This window comes from Nocardioides sp. Z43_10, assembly GCF_059766615.1.
This window is the reverse complement of record NZ_JCBAJY010000013.1, coordinates 58799-74788: the sequence shown is the minus strand read 5'-3', so window position 1 is coordinate 74788 and position 15990 is coordinate 58799. Positions and strand designations below refer to the sequence as shown.

General features: G+C 70.3%; 14 protein-coding genes. 3 read left to right on the top strand and 11 right to left on the bottom strand.

Annotation, left to right across the window (positions count from 1 at the left end):
- Positions 1-22: 22 nt before the first annotated feature.
- The 5 genes from AC6EI4_RS18740 to AC6EI4_RS18720 are packed head-to-tail and all read right to left on the bottom strand — an operon-like array spanning position 23 to position 3662.
- Complete coding sequence (locus tag AC6EI4_RS18740; RefSeq protein ID WP_498420652.1) at positions 23-1006, bottom strand: sulfate/molybdate ABC transporter ATP-binding protein; 984 nt, start codon at positions 1004-1006, stop codon at positions 23-25.
- Positions 1003-1815, bottom strand: coding sequence for a sulfate ABC transporter permease (locus AC6EI4_RS18735; protein WP_498420650.1), 813 nt, complete (start codon positions 1813-1815; stop codon positions 1003-1005). Before AC6EI4_RS18735 ends, AC6EI4_RS18740 begins: the two co-directional genes overlap by 4 nt.
- Positions 1805-2656 carry a sulfate ABC transporter permease subunit CysT gene (gene cysT, locus AC6EI4_RS18730; RefSeq protein WP_498452386.1) on the bottom strand — a complete coding sequence of 284 codons (852 nt, stop codon included), beginning with the start codon at positions 2654-2656 and terminating at the stop codon, positions 1805-1807. Before cysT ends, AC6EI4_RS18735 begins: the two co-directional genes overlap by 11 nt.
- On the bottom strand, positions 2653-3300 hold the full coding sequence (locus AC6EI4_RS18725; protein ID WP_498452385.1) for an extracellular solute-binding protein: 648 nt from the start codon (positions 3298-3300) through the stop codon (positions 2653-2655). Before AC6EI4_RS18725 ends, cysT begins: the two co-directional genes overlap by 4 nt.
- The gene (locus AC6EI4_RS18720) at positions 3243-3662 is read right to left on the bottom strand and encodes a substrate-binding domain-containing protein (protein WP_498452384.1); all 420 of its coding nucleotides are present in this window, start codon (positions 3660-3662) and stop codon (positions 3243-3245) included. The genes AC6EI4_RS18725 and AC6EI4_RS18720 overlap by 58 nt, the downstream gene beginning before the upstream one ends.
- 312 nt (positions 3663-3974) lie before the next feature.
- Between AC6EI4_RS18720 and AC6EI4_RS18715 the strand changes: the two genes are divergently transcribed.
- Both AC6EI4_RS18715 and AC6EI4_RS18710 read left to right on the top strand, forming a co-directional pair.
- Positions 3975-5897, top strand: a complete 1923-nt coding sequence (locus AC6EI4_RS18715; RefSeq protein WP_498452383.1) for a 2-oxoacid:acceptor oxidoreductase subunit alpha — start codon at positions 3975-3977, stop codon at positions 5895-5897.
- A complete protein-coding gene (locus AC6EI4_RS18710; protein WP_498452382.1) occupies positions 5894-6988 on the top strand; it encodes a 2-oxoacid:ferredoxin oxidoreductase subunit beta in 1095 nt (364 codons plus the stop codon). Before AC6EI4_RS18715 ends, AC6EI4_RS18710 begins: the two co-directional genes overlap by 4 nt.
- Positions 6989-7072: 84 nt before the next feature.
- Here the strand turns inward: AC6EI4_RS18710 and AC6EI4_RS18705 are convergent, their stop codons facing one another.
- On the bottom strand, positions 7073-7513 hold the full coding sequence (locus AC6EI4_RS18705; protein ID WP_498420640.1) for a hypothetical protein: 441 nt from the start codon (positions 7511-7513) through the stop codon (positions 7073-7075).
- A gap of 103 nt (positions 7514-7616) precedes the next feature.
- Complete coding sequence (locus AC6EI4_RS18700; RefSeq protein WP_498452381.1) at positions 7617-8414, bottom strand: hypothetical protein; 798 nt, start codon at positions 8412-8414, stop codon at positions 7617-7619.
- 107 nt (positions 8415-8521) lie between these two features.
- Here AC6EI4_RS18700 and rarD point away from each other — a divergent pair, with 107 nt between their 5' ends.
- A complete protein-coding gene (gene rarD, locus AC6EI4_RS18695; protein ID WP_498452380.1) occupies positions 8522-9430 on the top strand; it encodes an EamA family transporter RarD in 909 nt (302 codons plus the stop codon).
- 471 nt (positions 9431-9901) lie between these two features.
- Here the strand turns inward: rarD and AC6EI4_RS18690 are convergent, their stop codons facing one another.
- The 4 genes from AC6EI4_RS18690 to nuoL all read right to left on the bottom strand — a co-directional run bounded on the left by AC6EI4_RS18690 (position 9902) and on the right by nuoL (position 15988).
- Positions 9902-10834 carry a polyprenyl synthetase family protein gene (locus AC6EI4_RS18690; protein WP_498421679.1) on the bottom strand — a complete coding sequence of 311 codons (933 nt, stop codon included), beginning with the start codon at positions 10832-10834 and terminating at the stop codon, positions 9902-9904.
- Positions 10835-10920: 86 nt separating this feature from the next.
- On the bottom strand, positions 10921-12510 hold the full coding sequence (nuoN, locus tag AC6EI4_RS18685; RefSeq protein ID WP_498452379.1) for an NADH-quinone oxidoreductase subunit NuoN: 1590 nt from the start codon (positions 12508-12510) through the stop codon (positions 10921-10923).
- Complete coding sequence (locus tag AC6EI4_RS18680) at positions 12510-14093, bottom strand: NADH-quinone oxidoreductase subunit M (protein WP_498452378.1); 1584 nt, start codon at positions 14091-14093, stop codon at positions 12510-12512. Before AC6EI4_RS18680 ends, nuoN begins: the two co-directional genes overlap by 1 nt.
- Positions 14090-15988 (bottom strand): NADH-quinone oxidoreductase subunit L, encoded by a 1899-nt coding sequence (gene nuoL / locus AC6EI4_RS18675; RefSeq protein WP_498421678.1) that lies wholly within the window; start codon positions 15986-15988, stop codon positions 14090-14092. The genes AC6EI4_RS18680 and nuoL overlap by 4 nt, the downstream gene beginning before the upstream one ends.
- Positions 15989-15990 lie beyond the last annotated feature (2 nt).

Here is a 15990-nt window from a genome sequence, read left to right as displayed (position 1 = left end):
CTGGGCGGGCAATCGACAGCCCTCACGCGATCGCCGCCGCCCGCACCACCGGCACGCTCACCGCGCCGTTCGCGGCGGTGACCCACACGTTCGAGCCCACCTCCAGGCCCAGCGAGCGGGCCTGGGTGCGGGTGAGCACGACGGTGACCTCCTCGCCGTCGTCGGTGAGGACGGTGAGGCGGACCTCGAAGCCGACGCGCAGCATCCGCGAGATCGAGCCCTCGAACGCGCCGGCCAGGACCGGGCTGGTCGAGAGGTCGATGTCGTGGGGACGCAGCAGCTGCCCGCCGAGGGTGGTGACCTCGCCGAGGAAGCCCATCACGAAGTCGTTAGCGGGCTCGTCGTAGAGCTGGTCGGGCGTCCCGACCTGCTCGATGCGCCCCTCGTTGATCACCACGATCTCGTCGGCGACCTCGAGGGCCTCCTCCTGGTCGTGGGTGACGAAGACGGTGGTCACGTGCACCTCGTCGTGCAGGCGGCGCAGCCAGTCACGCAGCTCCTTGCGCACCTTGGCGTCCAGCGCCCCGAACGGCTCGTCGAGCAGCAGCACGGTCGGCTCCACGGCGAGCGCGCGGGCCAGCGCCATCCGCTGGCGCTGGCCCCCGGAGAGCTGGGCCGGCAGCCGGTGGGCGAACTGCGAGAGGTGCACCAGCTCGAGCAGCTCGTCGACCCGACGCACGATCTCCGCCTTGGGCCGGTTGCGGATCTCCAGGCCGAAGGCGACGTTCTTGGCCACGCTCATGTGCTTGAACGCGGCGTAGTGCTGGAAGACGAAGCCGACGTTGCGCTTCTGCGGGGGCAGGTGGGTGGCCTCGTTGCCCTCGATGGAGATGCTGCCCTCGTCGGCGCTCTCCAGCCCGGCGATGATCCGCAGCAGCGTCGACTTCCCGCCGCCCGAGGGGCCGAGCAGCGCGGTGAGCTGGCCGGAGCGGATCGACAGGGAGACGTCGTCGAGCGCCACGAAGTCGCCGAAGCGCTTGGTCACCCCCGTGATCTCGATGCTCATGAGGTCTTCTCCTTGGGTCGCAGGACGGAAACGATGACGATGCACAGCACCGAGGCGAAGGCGAGCATGAACGCCGCGGAGTAGGCGGTGGTCTGCTCGAAGTTCTGGTACTTCTGCTCCACCACGAGGGTGGCGGTCTGGGTCTGCTCCACGACGTTGCCGGAGACGACCTTGACGGCGCCGAACTCCCCCAGCGAGCGCGCCAGGCTCAGCACCACGCCGTACACCAGGGCCCAGCGGATGCTGGGCAGGGTGATCCGCCGGAAGGTCTGTACGGCGTTCGCGCCGAGGCTGCGCGCCGCCTGCTCCATGTCGTCGCCGATCTCCTCCAGGACAGGGACCACCTCCCGGATCACCAGCGGGAGCGCGACGAAGACGGTGGCCATCACGATGCCGGGGGTGGAGAAGATGACCTGCACCCCGGCGCTCTCCAGCGGTGCGCCGAACCAGCCGTCGCGGCCGTTGTAGACCAGCACCAGGGCCAGGCCGACCACGATCGGGGAGACCGAGAGCGGCAGGTCGATGAGCGCGGACAGCAACCGCTTGCCGGGGAACTCGTAGCGCACCAGCAGCAGCGAGATGCCGACGCCGAAGACCAGGTTGATGACGACCGCGATCACCGCCACGATCGCGGTCAGCCGCAGCGCGTGGGTGACCACCGGGTCGGCCAGTGCCACCCGGATCCCCTCCAGGCCGTCGGCGAAGGTGTGCTGGACGACCAGCGAGACCGGCCAGGCGACCAGCAGGAACAGGTAGCCGACGGCGAGCAGCCGCAGGCCCCAGCGCACGGGACGAGGCTCACGAAGCACGACGCGCCACCTTCCGCTGCAGGACGTCGAGCAGCACGATCACCAGCAGCGCGACGACGAGCATGATCGAGGCGACCGCGGCCGCGGAGGCCCGGTTGCCGTTCTCCAGGTAGGTCAGCACCCGCACCGAGGCGACCTCGGTGCGGTAGGGCAGGTTGCCGCTGAGCAGCACCAGCGAGCCGTACTCGCTGATCCCGCGGGCGAAGGAGAGCGCCGCGCCGGCCGCGATCGCCGGCACCAGGCTCGGCAGGATGATGCGGCGGAACACGGTGAGCCGCGAGGCGCCCAGAGACGCGGCCGCCTCCTCCACGTCGTGGTCGAGCTCCTCGAGCACCGGCTGCACCGTGCGCACCACGAACGGGAGCGTCACGAAGGCCAGCGCCAGGAAGACGGCCGCCTCGGTGTTGGCGACGTCGATGCCCAGCGGACTGTCGGCGCCGTAGAGCGAGAGCAGCACCAGGCCGGCCACGATCGTCGGCAGCGCGAACGGGATGTCGATGACGACGTTGAGCACGACCTTGCCGGGGAACTGGTCGCGGACCAGGACCCAGGCGATGATCGTGCCCATCACCACGTTGAGCACGGTGACCAGGGCGGCCTGGGTGACCGTGAGCCGCACGGCGGCCATCGTCTGGTCGTTGGTGAGCGTGGTCCAGAAGTTCTCCCAGCCGCCCGCGACCGTGGCCGCGATCACCGCGGTCAGCGGGATCAGCACCAGCAGCGAGAACCACAGCATCGAGACGCCCAGGCCCAGGCCGCTGGTGGCGGTGAGCGCACCGACCGGCCGGACCGGACGGCGCTTGCGCGTCGTCCGGTCCGGCGTCTCGAGCAGTTCGGTCACTGGTTCCCGGTCTCCGCCTGGATGGCGGGGATGATCCCGCTCTCCTCGTCGAAGAACTTGTCGGCGGCCTCGGACCAGCCGCCGAAGTCCTCGTCGATGGTCAGCAGCGTGGCGGGCTCGGGGAACGGGTCGCTCGGGTCGTTGGCACCCTTGACCTCGACGTCGCCGACGTCGACCAGCGGGCGGAAGCCGCTGAGCGCGAACTGCTTCTGGCCGTCCTCGGAGAGCACGAACTCCAGCCACTTGGCGGCCAGCGGGTCGGCGTCCTCGAGGACCGCGCCGGTGTTCTCGATCAGCAGCGTCTCCTCGGGGACGATGTACTCCAGCTCCTGGCCGCTCTGCCGGGCCAGGATGGCCTCGTTCTCGTAGGAGATCAGCACGTCGCCGTTGCCGCTGGTGAACGCGCTGGTGGCGTCACGACCGCTGCCCGGCAGCGCCACCGCGTTCTCGAAGAACTTGGTGACGAACGCCTTGGCGTCCTCCTCGGTGCCGCCGTTGGCGATCACGTGCCCCCAGGCGCCGAGGATGTTCCATCGCGCCGAGCCGGACGAACCGGGGTTCGGGGTGATGATGCCGATGCCCGGCTTCACGATGTCGTCCCAGCCCTGGATGTTCTTCGGGTTGCCCTCGCGCACCACCAGCACGACCGTGGACTGCGAGCCACGCCGGCGTGCTCGCCGTCCTTCCAGTCCTCGGCGACCATGCCCGCCTCGACCAGCCGGGTCACGTCGCTCTCCAGGGAGAAGTGCACGTAGTCGGCGTCCAGCCCCTCGGCGACGGCCCGGCTCTGGTCGCCCGACGCGCCGTACGACGTCTTGAACGTGACGTCCTTGCCGTCGTCGGTCTTGGCCCACTCCTTGGCGATGGCCTTGTTGGCCGCCTCGGGCACGGCGAACCCGACGATGCTCAGCTCGGTCCCGGTGCTGTCCCCCGAAGCGCTGCACCCCGCCAGTCCCAGCGACGCGACGACCGCCACCGCGGCTGCTCTCACGAACGCGTTCCTCATCCCAACCCCACCTTCCGCCCACACGGAGCGTTACTGATCAATGTCCAGAAGAATAGGTGACTTAATGGAGAAATGGAGCCGATCTCACGAATCGCGACAGGCGTGTCGCACGTCACCAGGAGGTGCAGTCCAGTGCGGGAGACAAGGTTGGAGGCACCACCGGCCCCGGTATCGTGGTAGTTCGGCACACCTGGTGCCGGTGTTACTCACCGGGAGAACTGGAACACGTTTCAGTTTCTGCATACGCTGCGTAGGCGTCGCCCCTCCGGTGCGGGCTCTCCAGCACGTGTTCAAAGGAAGTAGGTTGCTGCGGTGGCAAAGCAGGTCAAGCAGCTGGACCGCGTCATCATCAGGTTCGCCGGCGACTCCGGCGACGGGATGCAGCTGACCGGCGACCGGTTCACCCAGGAGTCCGCGTCGTTCGGCAACGACCTGGCGACGCTGCCCAACTTCCCCGCCGAGATCCGCGCACCCCAGGGCACCATCCCCGGCGTGTCGTCGTTCCAGGTGCACTTCGCCGACCACGACATCCTCACCCCCGGCGACGCACCCGACGTCCTGGTCGCGATGAACCCCGCCGCCCTCAAGGCGAACCTCGCGGACCTGCCCAAGGGCGCGATCATCATCGTCGACACCCACGACTTCACCGGCCGCAACCTGACCAAGGCCGGGTACGCCGAGAACCCCCTCGAGGGCGACTCGCTCGCCGAGTACGCCGTACACCCGGTGAACCTGACCGGGATGACCGTCGAGGCGGTCAAGGAGTTCGGCCTGTCCCGCAAGGACGCCGCCCGCGCGAAAAACATGTTCGCGCTCGGGCTGGTCTCGTGGATGTACGGCCGCCCCACCGAGACCACGGTCGCCTTCCTGGAGAAGCGCTTCGCCAAGGTCCCCGCGATCCGCGACGCCAACATCACCGCGTTCCGTCAGGGCTGGTACTTCGGCGAGACCACCGAGGCCTTCGCGGTCTCCTACGAGATCAAGCCCGCCACCGTGGCGCCGGGGACCTACCGCAACATCACCGGAAACCTCGCGCTCGCCTACGGCCTGGTGGCCGGAAGCGTGCAGTCGGGCCTGCCGCTGCTGCTGGGCACCTACCCGATCACGCCGGCCTCCGACATCCTCCACGAGCTGAGCAAGCACAAGTCGTTCGGCATCACCACGTTCCAGGCAGAGGACGAGATCGCCGGTATCGGCGCGGCCATCGGCGCCTCCTTCGCCGGCCACCTCGGCGTCACCTCGACCTCGGGGCCGGGTGTCGCGCTGAAGTCCGAGGCCCTGGGCCTGGCGGTGATGACCGAGCTGCCGCTGGTGCTGGTCAACGTGCAGCGCGGCGGCCCCTCCACGGGCCTGCCCACCAAGACCGAGCAGTCCGACCTGCTCCAGGCGATGTTCGGCCGCAACGGCGAGTCCCCCGTCCCCGTGGTGGCCCCGCAGTCGCCCGGCGACTGCTTCGCCGCCGCCGTCGAGGCGATCCGGATCGCGGTCACCTACCGCACCCCGGTGATCCTGCTCTCCGACGGCATGCTCGCCAACGGCTCCGAGCCCTGGCAGGTCCCCGACGTCGACGACCTGCCCCGCATCGAGCCCGGCTTCGCGACCGGCCCGAACCACACCGGCACGAACGCCAAGGGCGAGAGCGTCGAGGAGTTCTGGCCCTACCTGCGCGACGAGGAGACGCTGGCGCGCCCGTGGGCCATCCCCGGCACGGCCGGCCTCGAGCACCGCATCGGCGGCCTGGAGAAGGCCGACGGGCACGGCAACATCTCCTACGACCCGGCCAACCACGAGCTGATGGTCCGCACCCGCCAGGCCAAGATCGACCGGATCGCGGACTCGCTGCCGCCGCTGGAGGTCGACGACCCCTCCGGCAAGGCGAAGGTGCTGGTGCTGGGCTGGGGCTCGACGTACGGCCCGATCGGCGCCGGCGTACGCCGCGTGCGCCGCGCCGGCTACGAGGTGGCCCAGGTGCACCTGCGTCACCTCAACCCGTTCCCCAAGGACCTCGGCGAGATCCTCCGGCGCTACGACAAGGTCCTGGTGCCGGAGATGAACCTGGGCCAGCTCAGCCTGCTGCTGCGCGCCGAGTACCTCGTCGACGCCATCGGCTACAACCAGGTCAACGGCATGCCGCTCAAGGCCGCCGTGCTCGCCGACGTGATCGGCCGCCTGGTCGCGGACGCCGAGGGCATCGAAGTCAATCTCAACAGCGCGCAGATGGAGGACGTCCGATGACCACCTCGACCGAGCTCCCCTTCCCCGGGCTCCGCTCGGGCACCGAGGGTGTCCCGACGCTGGGTGAGGGTGAGGCACCGCAGACCGGCAAGGACTTCACCTCCGACCAGGAGGTGCGCTGGTGCCCCGGCTGCGGGGACTACGCCGTACTCAAGGCGGTCCAGGGCTTCCTGCCCGACCTCGGCCTGCGCCGCGAGAACATCGTGTTCGTCTCCGGCATCGGCTGCTCCTCGCGCTTCCCCTACTACCTCGACACCTACGGGATGCACTCCATCCACGGGCGAGCCCCGTCGATCGCGACCGGCATCGCCACCGCCCGCGAGGACCTCTCGGTGTGGGTCGTCACCGGTGACGGCGACGCGCTGTCCATCGGCGGCAACCACCTCATCCACGCCCTGCGCCGCAACGTCAACATGACGATCCTGCTGTTCAACAACCGGATCTACGGGCTGACCAAGGGGCAGTACTCCCCCACCTCCGAGCCCGGCAAGGTCACCAAGTCCACCCCGATGGGCTCGGTGGACCACCCGTTCAACCCGGTCTCGCTGGCGCTGGGCGCGGAGGCCAGCTTCGTGGCCCGCACCATCGACTCCGATCGCAAGCACCTCACCTCGGTGCTCTCCGCGGCCGCCGCCCACCGCGGCACGTCGCTGGTCGAGATCTACCAGAACTGCCCGATCTTCAACGACGGCGCGTTCGACGCGATCAAGAGCAACGACACCAAGGCCGACGCGATCATCCCGCTCGTGCACGGCGAGCCGATCCTCTTCGGCAACGGCGCCAAGGGGGTCGTGCGCGACGAGGCGACCGGCGGTGTGAAGGTCGTGCAGGTCGCCGACGTGGCCGAGGGCGACATCCTCGTCCACGACGCCCACAACCCCGACCCGACGCTGGCCTTCGCCATCTCGCGGCTCACCGACTCCGGCTACCTCAACCAGTCGCCGATCGGGATCTTCCGCCAGGTCGAGCGCCCGACGTACGACGACCAGGCGCGTGCGCAGGTCCGTGCGGCCGCCGAGGGCGTCAGCGGAGCCCCCGCGGACCGGCTGGCGGCGCTGATCGGCGGCGGCGACACCTGGACCGTCGTCTGAGCCGTCCGGCAGACGCAGAACGGGCCGCAGACCCTGAGGGTCTGCGGCCCGTTGCCGTGTGCGGGGCGCGCTAGCGCGTCCGCATCAGCGCCAGTAGAGGCTGACCGGCTTGCTGAACGACACGCTGTAGCCACCCGAGCGGGGGACCATCACGCGGTAGTTGGCTCGGCCCTTGCCCGGGACGAAGACGTTGACGTTGTAGCGGCCGGCCTTGTTGGTCTTGACCTTCTTGTACCGCTTCCAGGTGCAGGAGGTCGCGTTGCACTTGCCCTTCTGGACGATGACCGGCTTCTTGCCGTAGCGGGGGGCGACCCTCCCCTTGATGAAGGCCTGACGCCCACGGTTGCCGTAGCCGATCGAGACCTTGCGCGTGGCAGCCGCGCGGGCCTCGACACTGGCCTCGGCCGTGCTGCTGGTCTGCGCGACCTTGGGCTCGGAGGCGTTGGCCGTGGTCGCGATCGCGGCCGGGGCGAACCCGAGCATCGCGACAGAGACGGCGGCGGTGACGACACGATTCATCCGCATTGATTCCCCTGATGTGTGGTTGCTGACTGGATGCAGAGCCCGAGGTGACGGAGAGGACGATCCCCGCTCCTGACACTTTCCAAACGCAGTTGCTCCGGTCTCGTCAGCGCCGACGGCGGAAGGTCTCCGCGACGCGCGAGTAGGACTGGAGGTACTGCGCGCTGCCGGGCGCGACCGCCCGAAAGTACCAGCGCTGCCCGGTGGCGCGCGGGGCGGCCAGCTTCTTCGACCAGCGGCTGCGCTTGTCGGTGCGCACCTTGGCGTAACGCTTCCACGAGCAGGTGGCGCAGGTCTTGCGCTGGATCACGATGGCCTTGCGGGCGTACGACGGGACGATGCGGCCCTTGAAGACCAGCGTGCGCTTGGTGATGGACTCCTTGAAGCGGCGCGCGACGCCCAGCGGGAGGGTGGCCGCGGCGGTGTTGAAGGTGTAGCTGCCGTAGGCGCCCCCGTTGTAGGTCACCCGGTAGTCCGCGTTGCGCGCGGCGCGGAAGGAGTAGACGAAGAGCTCGCCGGTGATCGTCCTGCTCCCCTGACTCACCCACGCCTGGGTCCCCTTCCAGCGTCGGTGCAGCGTCACCGTGCCGCTGGGCACCGGCGCCCAGTTGTTGATCTCGGGGCTCCAGCCCAGCACCCCGCCGGTGAGGGTGAGAGCCGTGTTGTGCAGCGCATTGCCCTGGCTGAGCTCCAGGACCACCTGGGTCTCGACGGCCACCGCCCGCGCGGAGCGGCCCTGCGGAGCCGGCCAGCCGGTGCCGGGCGCCTTGTCGGCCTCGGTGATCGCGTCCAGGCCGGGGGCCGCGGGGGTCGCGGGGGGCTCGGGGGTCGCCCCGGATGCCATCGAGACGGGCGCGAGGCCGAGGAGGGCCGCGCTGAGCAGGGCGACGAGGTAGCGCTTCATGGATGACTTCTCTCACTCTCGGGATCGAACGGCCCGGTCCTACCCGACGTGTCCCGGTGACAAACGGTGCGCCGTGGGTGGCCTGGACCGGCCACTATGCTGCGTCGGTGACCGATCAGCGTCGAGGTTTCCTGTTCGGCGTGGTCGCCTACGTGCTCTGGGGCGCCTTCCCGCTCTACTGGCCGCTGCTCGAACCGGCCGGCGCCGTCGAGGTGCTGGCCCACCGGGTCCTCTGGTCGGCGATCACGATGGGCCTGCTGGTGCTGCTGACCGGGCGGGGCCGCCAGGTCATGGAGCTGGTGCACCGTCCCCGGACGCTGGCGCTGCTCACGGTGGCGGCGGTGACGATCTCGATCAACTGGGGCACCTACATCTGGGGCGTCACCCACGACCGGGTCGTCGAGTCGTCACTGGGCTACTTCATCAACCCGCTGGTCACCGTGCTGATGGGCGTGCTGATCCTCGGCGAGCGGCTGCGCCGCCTGCAGTGGGCCGCTCTCGCGCTCGCGGGCGTGGCGGTGGTGGTGCTGACCCTCGACTACGGCCGACTGCCCTACGTCGCCCTCGTCCTCGCCTGCTCCTTCGGCGTCTACGGGCTGATGAAGAAGATCGCGAACGCCGGAGCCGTGGAGAGCCTGGCCGTGGAGACCGCGGTGCTCTCGCCCCTCGCCGCGGCGTACATCGGGTTCCTCGTCGCCACCGGCGCCTCCACCTTCGGCAACCACGGAGTCGGCCACGCGCTGCTGCTGGCCTCGACCGGCATCGTCACCGCCGTACCCCTGATCTGCTTCGGCGCGGCCGCGACCCGGGTGTCCATGGTGACGCTCGGGCTGCTGCAGTACCTCGCCCCGATCCTCCAGTTCGCGCTCGGGGTGCTGATCTTCCACGAGCCGATGCCCGCCGGCCGCTGGGTCGGCTTCGGCCTGGTCTGGGTCGCGCTGGCCGTCTTCACCGTGGAGGCGATCAACCACCGCCGCCGTCAGCTCCGCCTCGCCGCCCAGGCCAGCGCGCTCTGAGGGGGCGCCCGGGGGCGTGGGCGGCGGGCGTGGGGTCCGGCGTCGGGTGGGCGCCCAGCCTTGCCGTTTGGTCCCCAACGGGCGCGATTCCGGCCTAGAACATGCCGTCTCTGACCAATCGGCGACCCACCACGCCCCATCCCGGGACCAGCGCCCCACCGCGGCCGAGCGGGGCAGCCGACCGGCCAAACGTAACGGCAGGCGACATCGTCACCGTTTGGTCCCCAACGGGTGCCAAACCGGCCCTCGACGTGCCGTCTCTGACCAATCGGCGACTCACCACGTCCCATCCCGGGAGCAGCGCCCCACCGCGCTCGGGCGAGGCGGCCGACCGGCGAGACGTGCGGCGGGCGACATCATCGCCGTTTGGTCCCCAACGGGCGCCAAACCGGCCCGCGACCTGCCGTCTCTGACCAATCGACAGCCCGCACCACCCCCAGCCCCACCCGTACGGCGGGCGGAGCGCCCGCCTCAGGAGGAGCGGTTGGCCACCACGTCGGCGAACGCCTCCAGGGCGGTGCGCACCGGGCCCGGCGCGAGGACCTCCAGGCGGCGCTTGGCCTCCTGGGCCTGGCCGACCACGTACTCGCGGGCCTGCGCCATCGCCGGGTGGCGTCGCAGCAGCCCGAGGGTCTCGGCGTGGCGGGCGTCGTCGCTGAGGTCGGAGTCCAGCAGCTCGAGGAGCCGCGCGTCCGCCGGGTCGCCGGAGGCCTTGGCCATCAGCACCGGCAGCGTCGGGACGCCCTCGCGCAGGTCGGTGCCCGGGGTCTTGCCCGACTCGTCGGACTCCGAGGCGATGTCGAGGATGTCGTCGGAGAGCTGGAAGGCGGCGCCGACGATCTCGCCGTACTCGGTCAGCGCCTGCACGACCTCCGCGGACGCGCCGCCGAACATGGCGCCGTAGCGCGCGGAGGTGGCGATCAGGGAGCCCGTCTTGCCGGCCACCACGTCGAGGTAGTGGGCCAGCGGGTCCTCGCCGGGGGCGGGCTCCACGGTCTCCATGATCTGGCCCTCGACCAGCCGCATGAACGTCTGCGCCTGGATCAGCACGGCCTCCGGGCCCAGGCCCGCGGTCAGCTCGGAGGAGCGGCCGAAGAGGAAGTCGCCGGTCAGGATCGCCACGTGGTTGTCCCAGCGGGCGTTGGCCGAGTCCGCACCGCGACGCAGCGCGGCCTCGTCCATCACGTCGTCGTGGTAGAGCGACGCCAGGTGGGTCAGCTCGACGACGCACGCCGCCTGCAGCACCTCGGGGCTGTCGGCGTGCTCCCCGGTCTCCGCGGCCAGCAGGACCAGCAGCGGCCGGAACCGCTTGCCGCCGGCGTGCATCAGATGCCCGGCCGCCTCGCTGACGAACCGGGCGCGGCTGTTGACGTGGGCGTCGAGGGCCTTCTCGACCTGCGCCATCCGGGCGCGCAGCCGGTCGGCCAGCGCCTCGTCGACGACAGGAAGGGCGAGTCCGGACGTGGTCCCACTGAGGGCAGAATCTGCGGTCACCTGATGAATCCTCCCGCATGCCCGGCGAGATCCAACACCGGGCCGGGCAGCACGCCCAGGACGACGGTGACCGCCACAGCGACACCGATGGTCACCGCGGTGAGCACGGAGGGCACAGCGACCGCGGGGCCGTCGCCGATCGGGTCGGCGAAGTACATCAGCACGATCACCCGGATGTAGAAGAACGCGGCCACCGCGCTGGTGAGCACACCGGCGATGACGACCGGCCAGGCACCGGCGGAGCCGGCGGCCGCGAAGACCGCCCACTTGCCGACGAAGCCCGAGGTGAGCGGGATGCCCGCCATCGCGAGCAGGAAGACCGCGAAGACACCGGCGACCACCGGAGCCTCCTTGCCCAGCCCCGCCCAGCGGTCGGTGTGGGTGGTCTCGCCGCCGCCGTCACGCACCAGCGTGACGACCGCGAACGCACCGAGCACCGCGAAGCCGTAGGTCACCAGGTAGAACAGCACCGCCTGCAGCGAGGTGATCGACCCGTCGCCGATCTCGCTGGCCCCGCGCACGCCGAGCACGCCGGCGAGCAGGAAGCCGGTGTGCGCCACCGACGAGTAGGCCAGCATCCGCTTGATGTCGCTCTGGGTGATCGCCAGCACCGCGCCGACCACCATGGTGAGGATCGCGATGACCCACATCATCGGCTGCCAGCTCCAGCGGTCGGACCCGAAGGCCACGTAGAACAGGCGCAGCATCGCCCCGAAGGCGGCCACCTTGGTGCCGGCCGACATGAACGCCGTCAGCGCCGTCGGCGCACCCTGGTAGACGTCGGGGGTCCAGGAGTGGAACGGGGCCGCACCGACCTTGAACAGCAGGCCGACGGCCAGCATGCCCATGCCGATCAGCAGCAGGACCTCGTTCTCCCCGCCGCCGCGCACGGCGGCGTCGATGCCGGCGAAGTCCATCGTCCCGGCGTAGCCGTAGACCAGCGCGACGCCGTAGAGGAAGAACGCCGAGGAGAAGGCGCCGAGCAGGAAGTACTTCAGGGCCGCCTCCTGGCTGAGCAGCCGGCGACGTCGCGCCAGCCCGGTCAGCAGGTAGAGCGGCAGCGAGAGGACCTCGAGGGCCACGAACATCGTGACCAGGTCGCCCGAGGCCGGGAAGAGCAGCATGCCGGCCACCGAGAACATCAGCAGCGGGTAGACCTCGGTGTGCTCGATGCCGCGCGCGGACGCCTCGCGCTCCGCGTCGCTGCCCGGCAGCGCGGCCGCCTGGCCGGCGAACGCGGTCAGGCCGCCCTCGAGACGACGCTCGGCGAAGAGCAGCACCCCGCCGATGGCGAGCAGCAGGATCAGGCCCCAGAGGAACAGGGTGGGCCCGTCGACGACCAGCGAGCCACCGGCACCGAGGATCCCCCGGGCGGCGCCGTCGGCGTGCTCCTCGACGTCCCCGGCGATCATCACGACGCCGACGAAAGCGACGACGAGGCTGGCGCCGGCCAGCAGGGTCTGCACCAGGAAGCGACGCGCCCGGGGCAGGAACGCCTCGACCAGGACACCGAGGCAGGCGGCGCCGAGGACGACCAGCAGCGGCCAGAGCTCGGCGTACTCGATCGTGGGCTTGATGAACTCCATCAGTGAGCGCCTTCCTCAGCCTTGCTGTGCCCGCTGTCCACCGAGGGGTCGGCGGCGGGGACGGTCGGATCGTCGTCGGTCACCCCGACGTGCTCCAGGGTGGTCTCGACGCCCGGGTTGATCACGTCGAGCAGCGGCATCGGGTAGAAGCCGAGCACGAGCAGCGCGGCCACCAGCGGCGCCATCGCGCCGATCTCGCGACGGTTCAGATCGGGCATCCCGACGTTCTCCGGGCGCTCGGGGCCGGTCATCGTGCGCTGGTACATCCACAGGATGTAGATCGCCGCCAGCACGATGCCGGTGACCGCGATCGCGCCGGCCCACCAGGCGTAGCTGAACGCCGACAGCAGGACCATGAACTCCGAGACGAACGGCGAGAGGCCGGGCAGGCCCAGCGTCGCCAGACCCGCGACCAGGAACAGGCCGGCGAGGACCGGAGCGGTCTTCTCCACACCCGAGATCGCCCGGATCGAGGCGGTGCCACGACGGCGGATCAGGTAGCCGGCCGCCAGGAAGAGCGCGGCGGTGCCGAGCCCGTGGTTGACCATGTAGAGGATCGCGCCGGAGCCGCCCTGGGTGCTGAAGACGAAGATGCCCAGCACGATGAACCCGAAGTGCGACAGCGAGGTCAGACCGATCAGGCGCAGCATGTCGTCCTGGCCGATCGCGACCAGCGCGCCGTAGACGATCGAGACCAGCGCGATCACCACGACCACCGGGGTGGCCCACTGCGAGGCCTCCGGGAAGAGCCCCAGGCAGAACCGGATCATCCCGAAGGTGCCGATCTTGTCGAGGATCGAGACCAGCAGCACGCTGGTGCCCGGGGTCGCCGCGGCCGTGGTGTCGGCCAGCCAGGTGTGCACCGGGAACAGCGGCGCCTTGACCGCGAAGGCGATGAAGAAGCCGAGGAAGAGCCAGCGGCCCTCGGTGACGCCGATGTCGAGCGCCGCCAGGTCACTGAGCAGGTACGACGGGGTGCCGGCGTCGGCGGAGAGGACGTAGAGCCCGATCACCGAGGCCAGCATGATCAGCCCGCCGGCGAGCTGGAAGACCAGGAACTTCACCGCGGCGCGGGCCCGGCCCGCGCCTCCGAAGCCGCCCACCAGGAAGTAGGCCGGGATCAGCGTCGCCTCGAAGACGACGTAGAACATGAAGACGTCGGTCGCGGCGAACACCGCGACGGCGGCCGCCTCGAGGCCGAGGACCCAGGCGAAGAACGTGTTGGTGCTACGTGCGCCGCTCAGGCCGGCGACCGGCCCGTCCGCGTCGTTCCACGAGGCGCCGATCACGATCGGCACGAGCACCGCGGTCAGCAGCAGCATCACCAGGCCGAGGCCGTCGACACCCACCGCGTAGTGGACGCCCAGGGCGCCGATCCACTCGTGGGTCTCGGTGAGCTGCATGCCCCCGCCGACGTCGTAGACCGAGGTGAGCAGCGCGGCCACGACCAGCGTGGCCAGCGAGAAGCCGAGCGCCACCCACTTGGTCAGCGCCGCGCCCGGCTTGCGGGGCAGCACGGCGACGACGCCGGCGCCGACGAGCGGCACCACGATCATCGCGGTGAGCCAGGGGAAGTCGTTCATGCGAGGGTCACCGCCAGCAGGGCCATGACGACGAGCAGCACGCCGCCGAGGAGGGAGAGGGCATAGGAGCGGACGAAGCCGTTCTGGATCCGGCGCAGTCGCTGGGACACGCCGCCGACGGCCGCGGAGCCGCCTTCGACGACCCCGTCGACCACGGTGCGATCCATCACCGCGAGGCCACTGGTCAGGGCGAGGCCCGGCTGGACCACCAGCCCGTTGTTGATGGCGTCGCCGTACAGGTCGGCGCGAGCCGCCCGGGTCGCGAAGGAGACGTCGCGGGGAGCCTCACGGGGCACCGGACGGCGCCCGACGAGGATCCAGGCGACGGCCACGCCCACCGCGACCACCAGGGTCACGATCAGCGTCATCACGATGGCCGGCAGCGGAGGCTCATGGTGCGGCGCGGAGCCGACGACCGGGGAGAGCCAGTCGACGATCCAGTTGCCGAGCAGCAGGAAGCCGCCGAACACCGAGAGCGCCGCGAGCACGATCAGCGGGAACGTCATCAGCTTGGGCGACTCGTGCGGGTGCGTCTCGGGCGCCCAGCGCTTGTCGGTGAAGAACGTCATCAGCATCAGCCGGGTCATGTAGAACGCGGTGACGCCGGCACCGAGCAGCGCGGCCAGGCCGACCACGGTGTTCTCGGCGAAGGCGGTCTCGATGATCTTGTCCTTGGACCAGAAGCCGGCGAAGCCCGGGAAGCCGATGATCGCCAGGTAGCCCATCGCGAAGGTCGCGAAGGTGACCGGCAGCGCCTTGCGCAGCGCGCCGTAGTGGCGCATGTCGACGTCGTCGTCCATCGCGTGCATGACCGAGCCGGCGCCGAGGAACATGTTGGCCTTGAAGAAGCCGTGCGTGAGCAGGTGGAAGATCGCGAACGCGTAGCCGGCCGGGCCGAGGCCGGCGGCGAGCATCATGTAGCCGATCTGGCTCATCGTCGAGCCGGCCAGCGCCTTCTTGATGTCGTCCTTGGCGCAGCCGATGACCGCACCCCACAGCAGCGTCACGCAGCCCACGATGACCACGGCGGTCTGGGCGATCGGCGCCTGGTCGAAGATGAAGTTGGAGCGGGTGACCAGGTAGACGCCCGCGGTGACCATCGTCGCGGCGTGGATCAGCGCCGAGACGGGGGTCGGGCCCTCCATCGCGTCGAGCAGCCAGGCCTGCAGCGGGACCTGCGCGGACTTGGCGCAGGCACCCAGCAGCAGCAGCAGGCCGATCGCGGTCATCGTGTTCTCCGAGGCCTCCGCGGAGACCGCGCTGATGCCGGCGAAGGAGACCGTGCCGAAGGTGACGAACAGCAACGAGATCGCCAGCACCATGCCCATGTCGCCGACCCGGTTGATCACGAACGCCTTGATCGAGGCGGCGGCCGCGGACGGCTTGTGCTGCCAGAAGCCGATCAGCAGGTACGACGCGAGGCCGACGCCCTCCCAGCCGAGGAACAGCACCAGGTAGTTGGCCGCCAGGACCAGCGTCAGCATCGCCGCGACGAACAGGTTCAGGTACGCGAAGAACCGGCGCCGGCGCGGGTCGTGCGCCATGTAGCCGATCGAGTACACGTGGATCAGCGAGCCGACCCCGGTGATCAGCAGCAGGAACAGCGCCGCCAGCGGGTCGTAGAGCAGGTCCATGCCCACCTCGAGGCCGCCTGCCTCGAACCAGGTGAACAGGTGCTGCTCGACCTGGCGGTCGGCGCCGTCACGGCCGAGGAGCTCGACGAACATGGCGAGGCTGACCGCGAACGAGCCGACCGCGGTGGCCGTGCCGAGCAGGTGGCCCCAGCGGTCGGTGAGCCGTCCGCCGAGCAGCAGGATCGCCGCACCCGCCAGCGGCAGCGCGATCACCAGCCAGATCAGTGAGAGCACGCCCTCGGGGTCGCCCGGTGCGATCACCG

Coding starts and splice junctions, on each gene's coding strand:
- AC6EI4_RS18740 (WP_498420652.1), bottom strand. CDS start 1,006: ATGAGCATCGAGATCACGGGGGTGACCAAGCGCTTCGGCGACTTCGTG.
- AC6EI4_RS18720 (WP_498452384.1), bottom strand. CDS start 3,662: ATGAGGAACGCGTTCGTGAGAGCAGCCGCGGTGGCGGTCGTCGCGTCG.
- AC6EI4_RS18710 (WP_498452382.1), top strand. CDS start 5,894: ATGACCACCTCGACCGAGCTCCCCTTCCCCGGGCTCCGCTCGGGCACC.
- AC6EI4_RS18705 (WP_498420640.1), bottom strand. CDS start 7,513: ATGCGGATGAATCGTGTCGTCACCGCCGCCGTCTCTGTCGCGATGCTC.
- AC6EI4_RS18700 (WP_498452381.1), bottom strand. CDS start 8,414: ATGAAGCGCTACCTCGTCGCCCTGCTCAGCGCGGCCCTCCTCGGCCTC.
- AC6EI4_RS18690 (WP_498421679.1), bottom strand. CDS start 10,834: ATGGCGCAGGTCGAGAAGGCCCTCGACGCCCACGTCAACAGCCGCGCC.
- nuoN (WP_498452379.1), bottom strand. CDS start 12,510: ATGGAGTTCATCAAGCCCACGATCGAGTACGCCGAGCTCTGGCCGCTG.
- AC6EI4_RS18680 (WP_498452378.1), bottom strand. CDS start 14,093: ATGAACGACTTCCCCTGGCTCACCGCGATGATCGTGGTGCCGCTCGTC.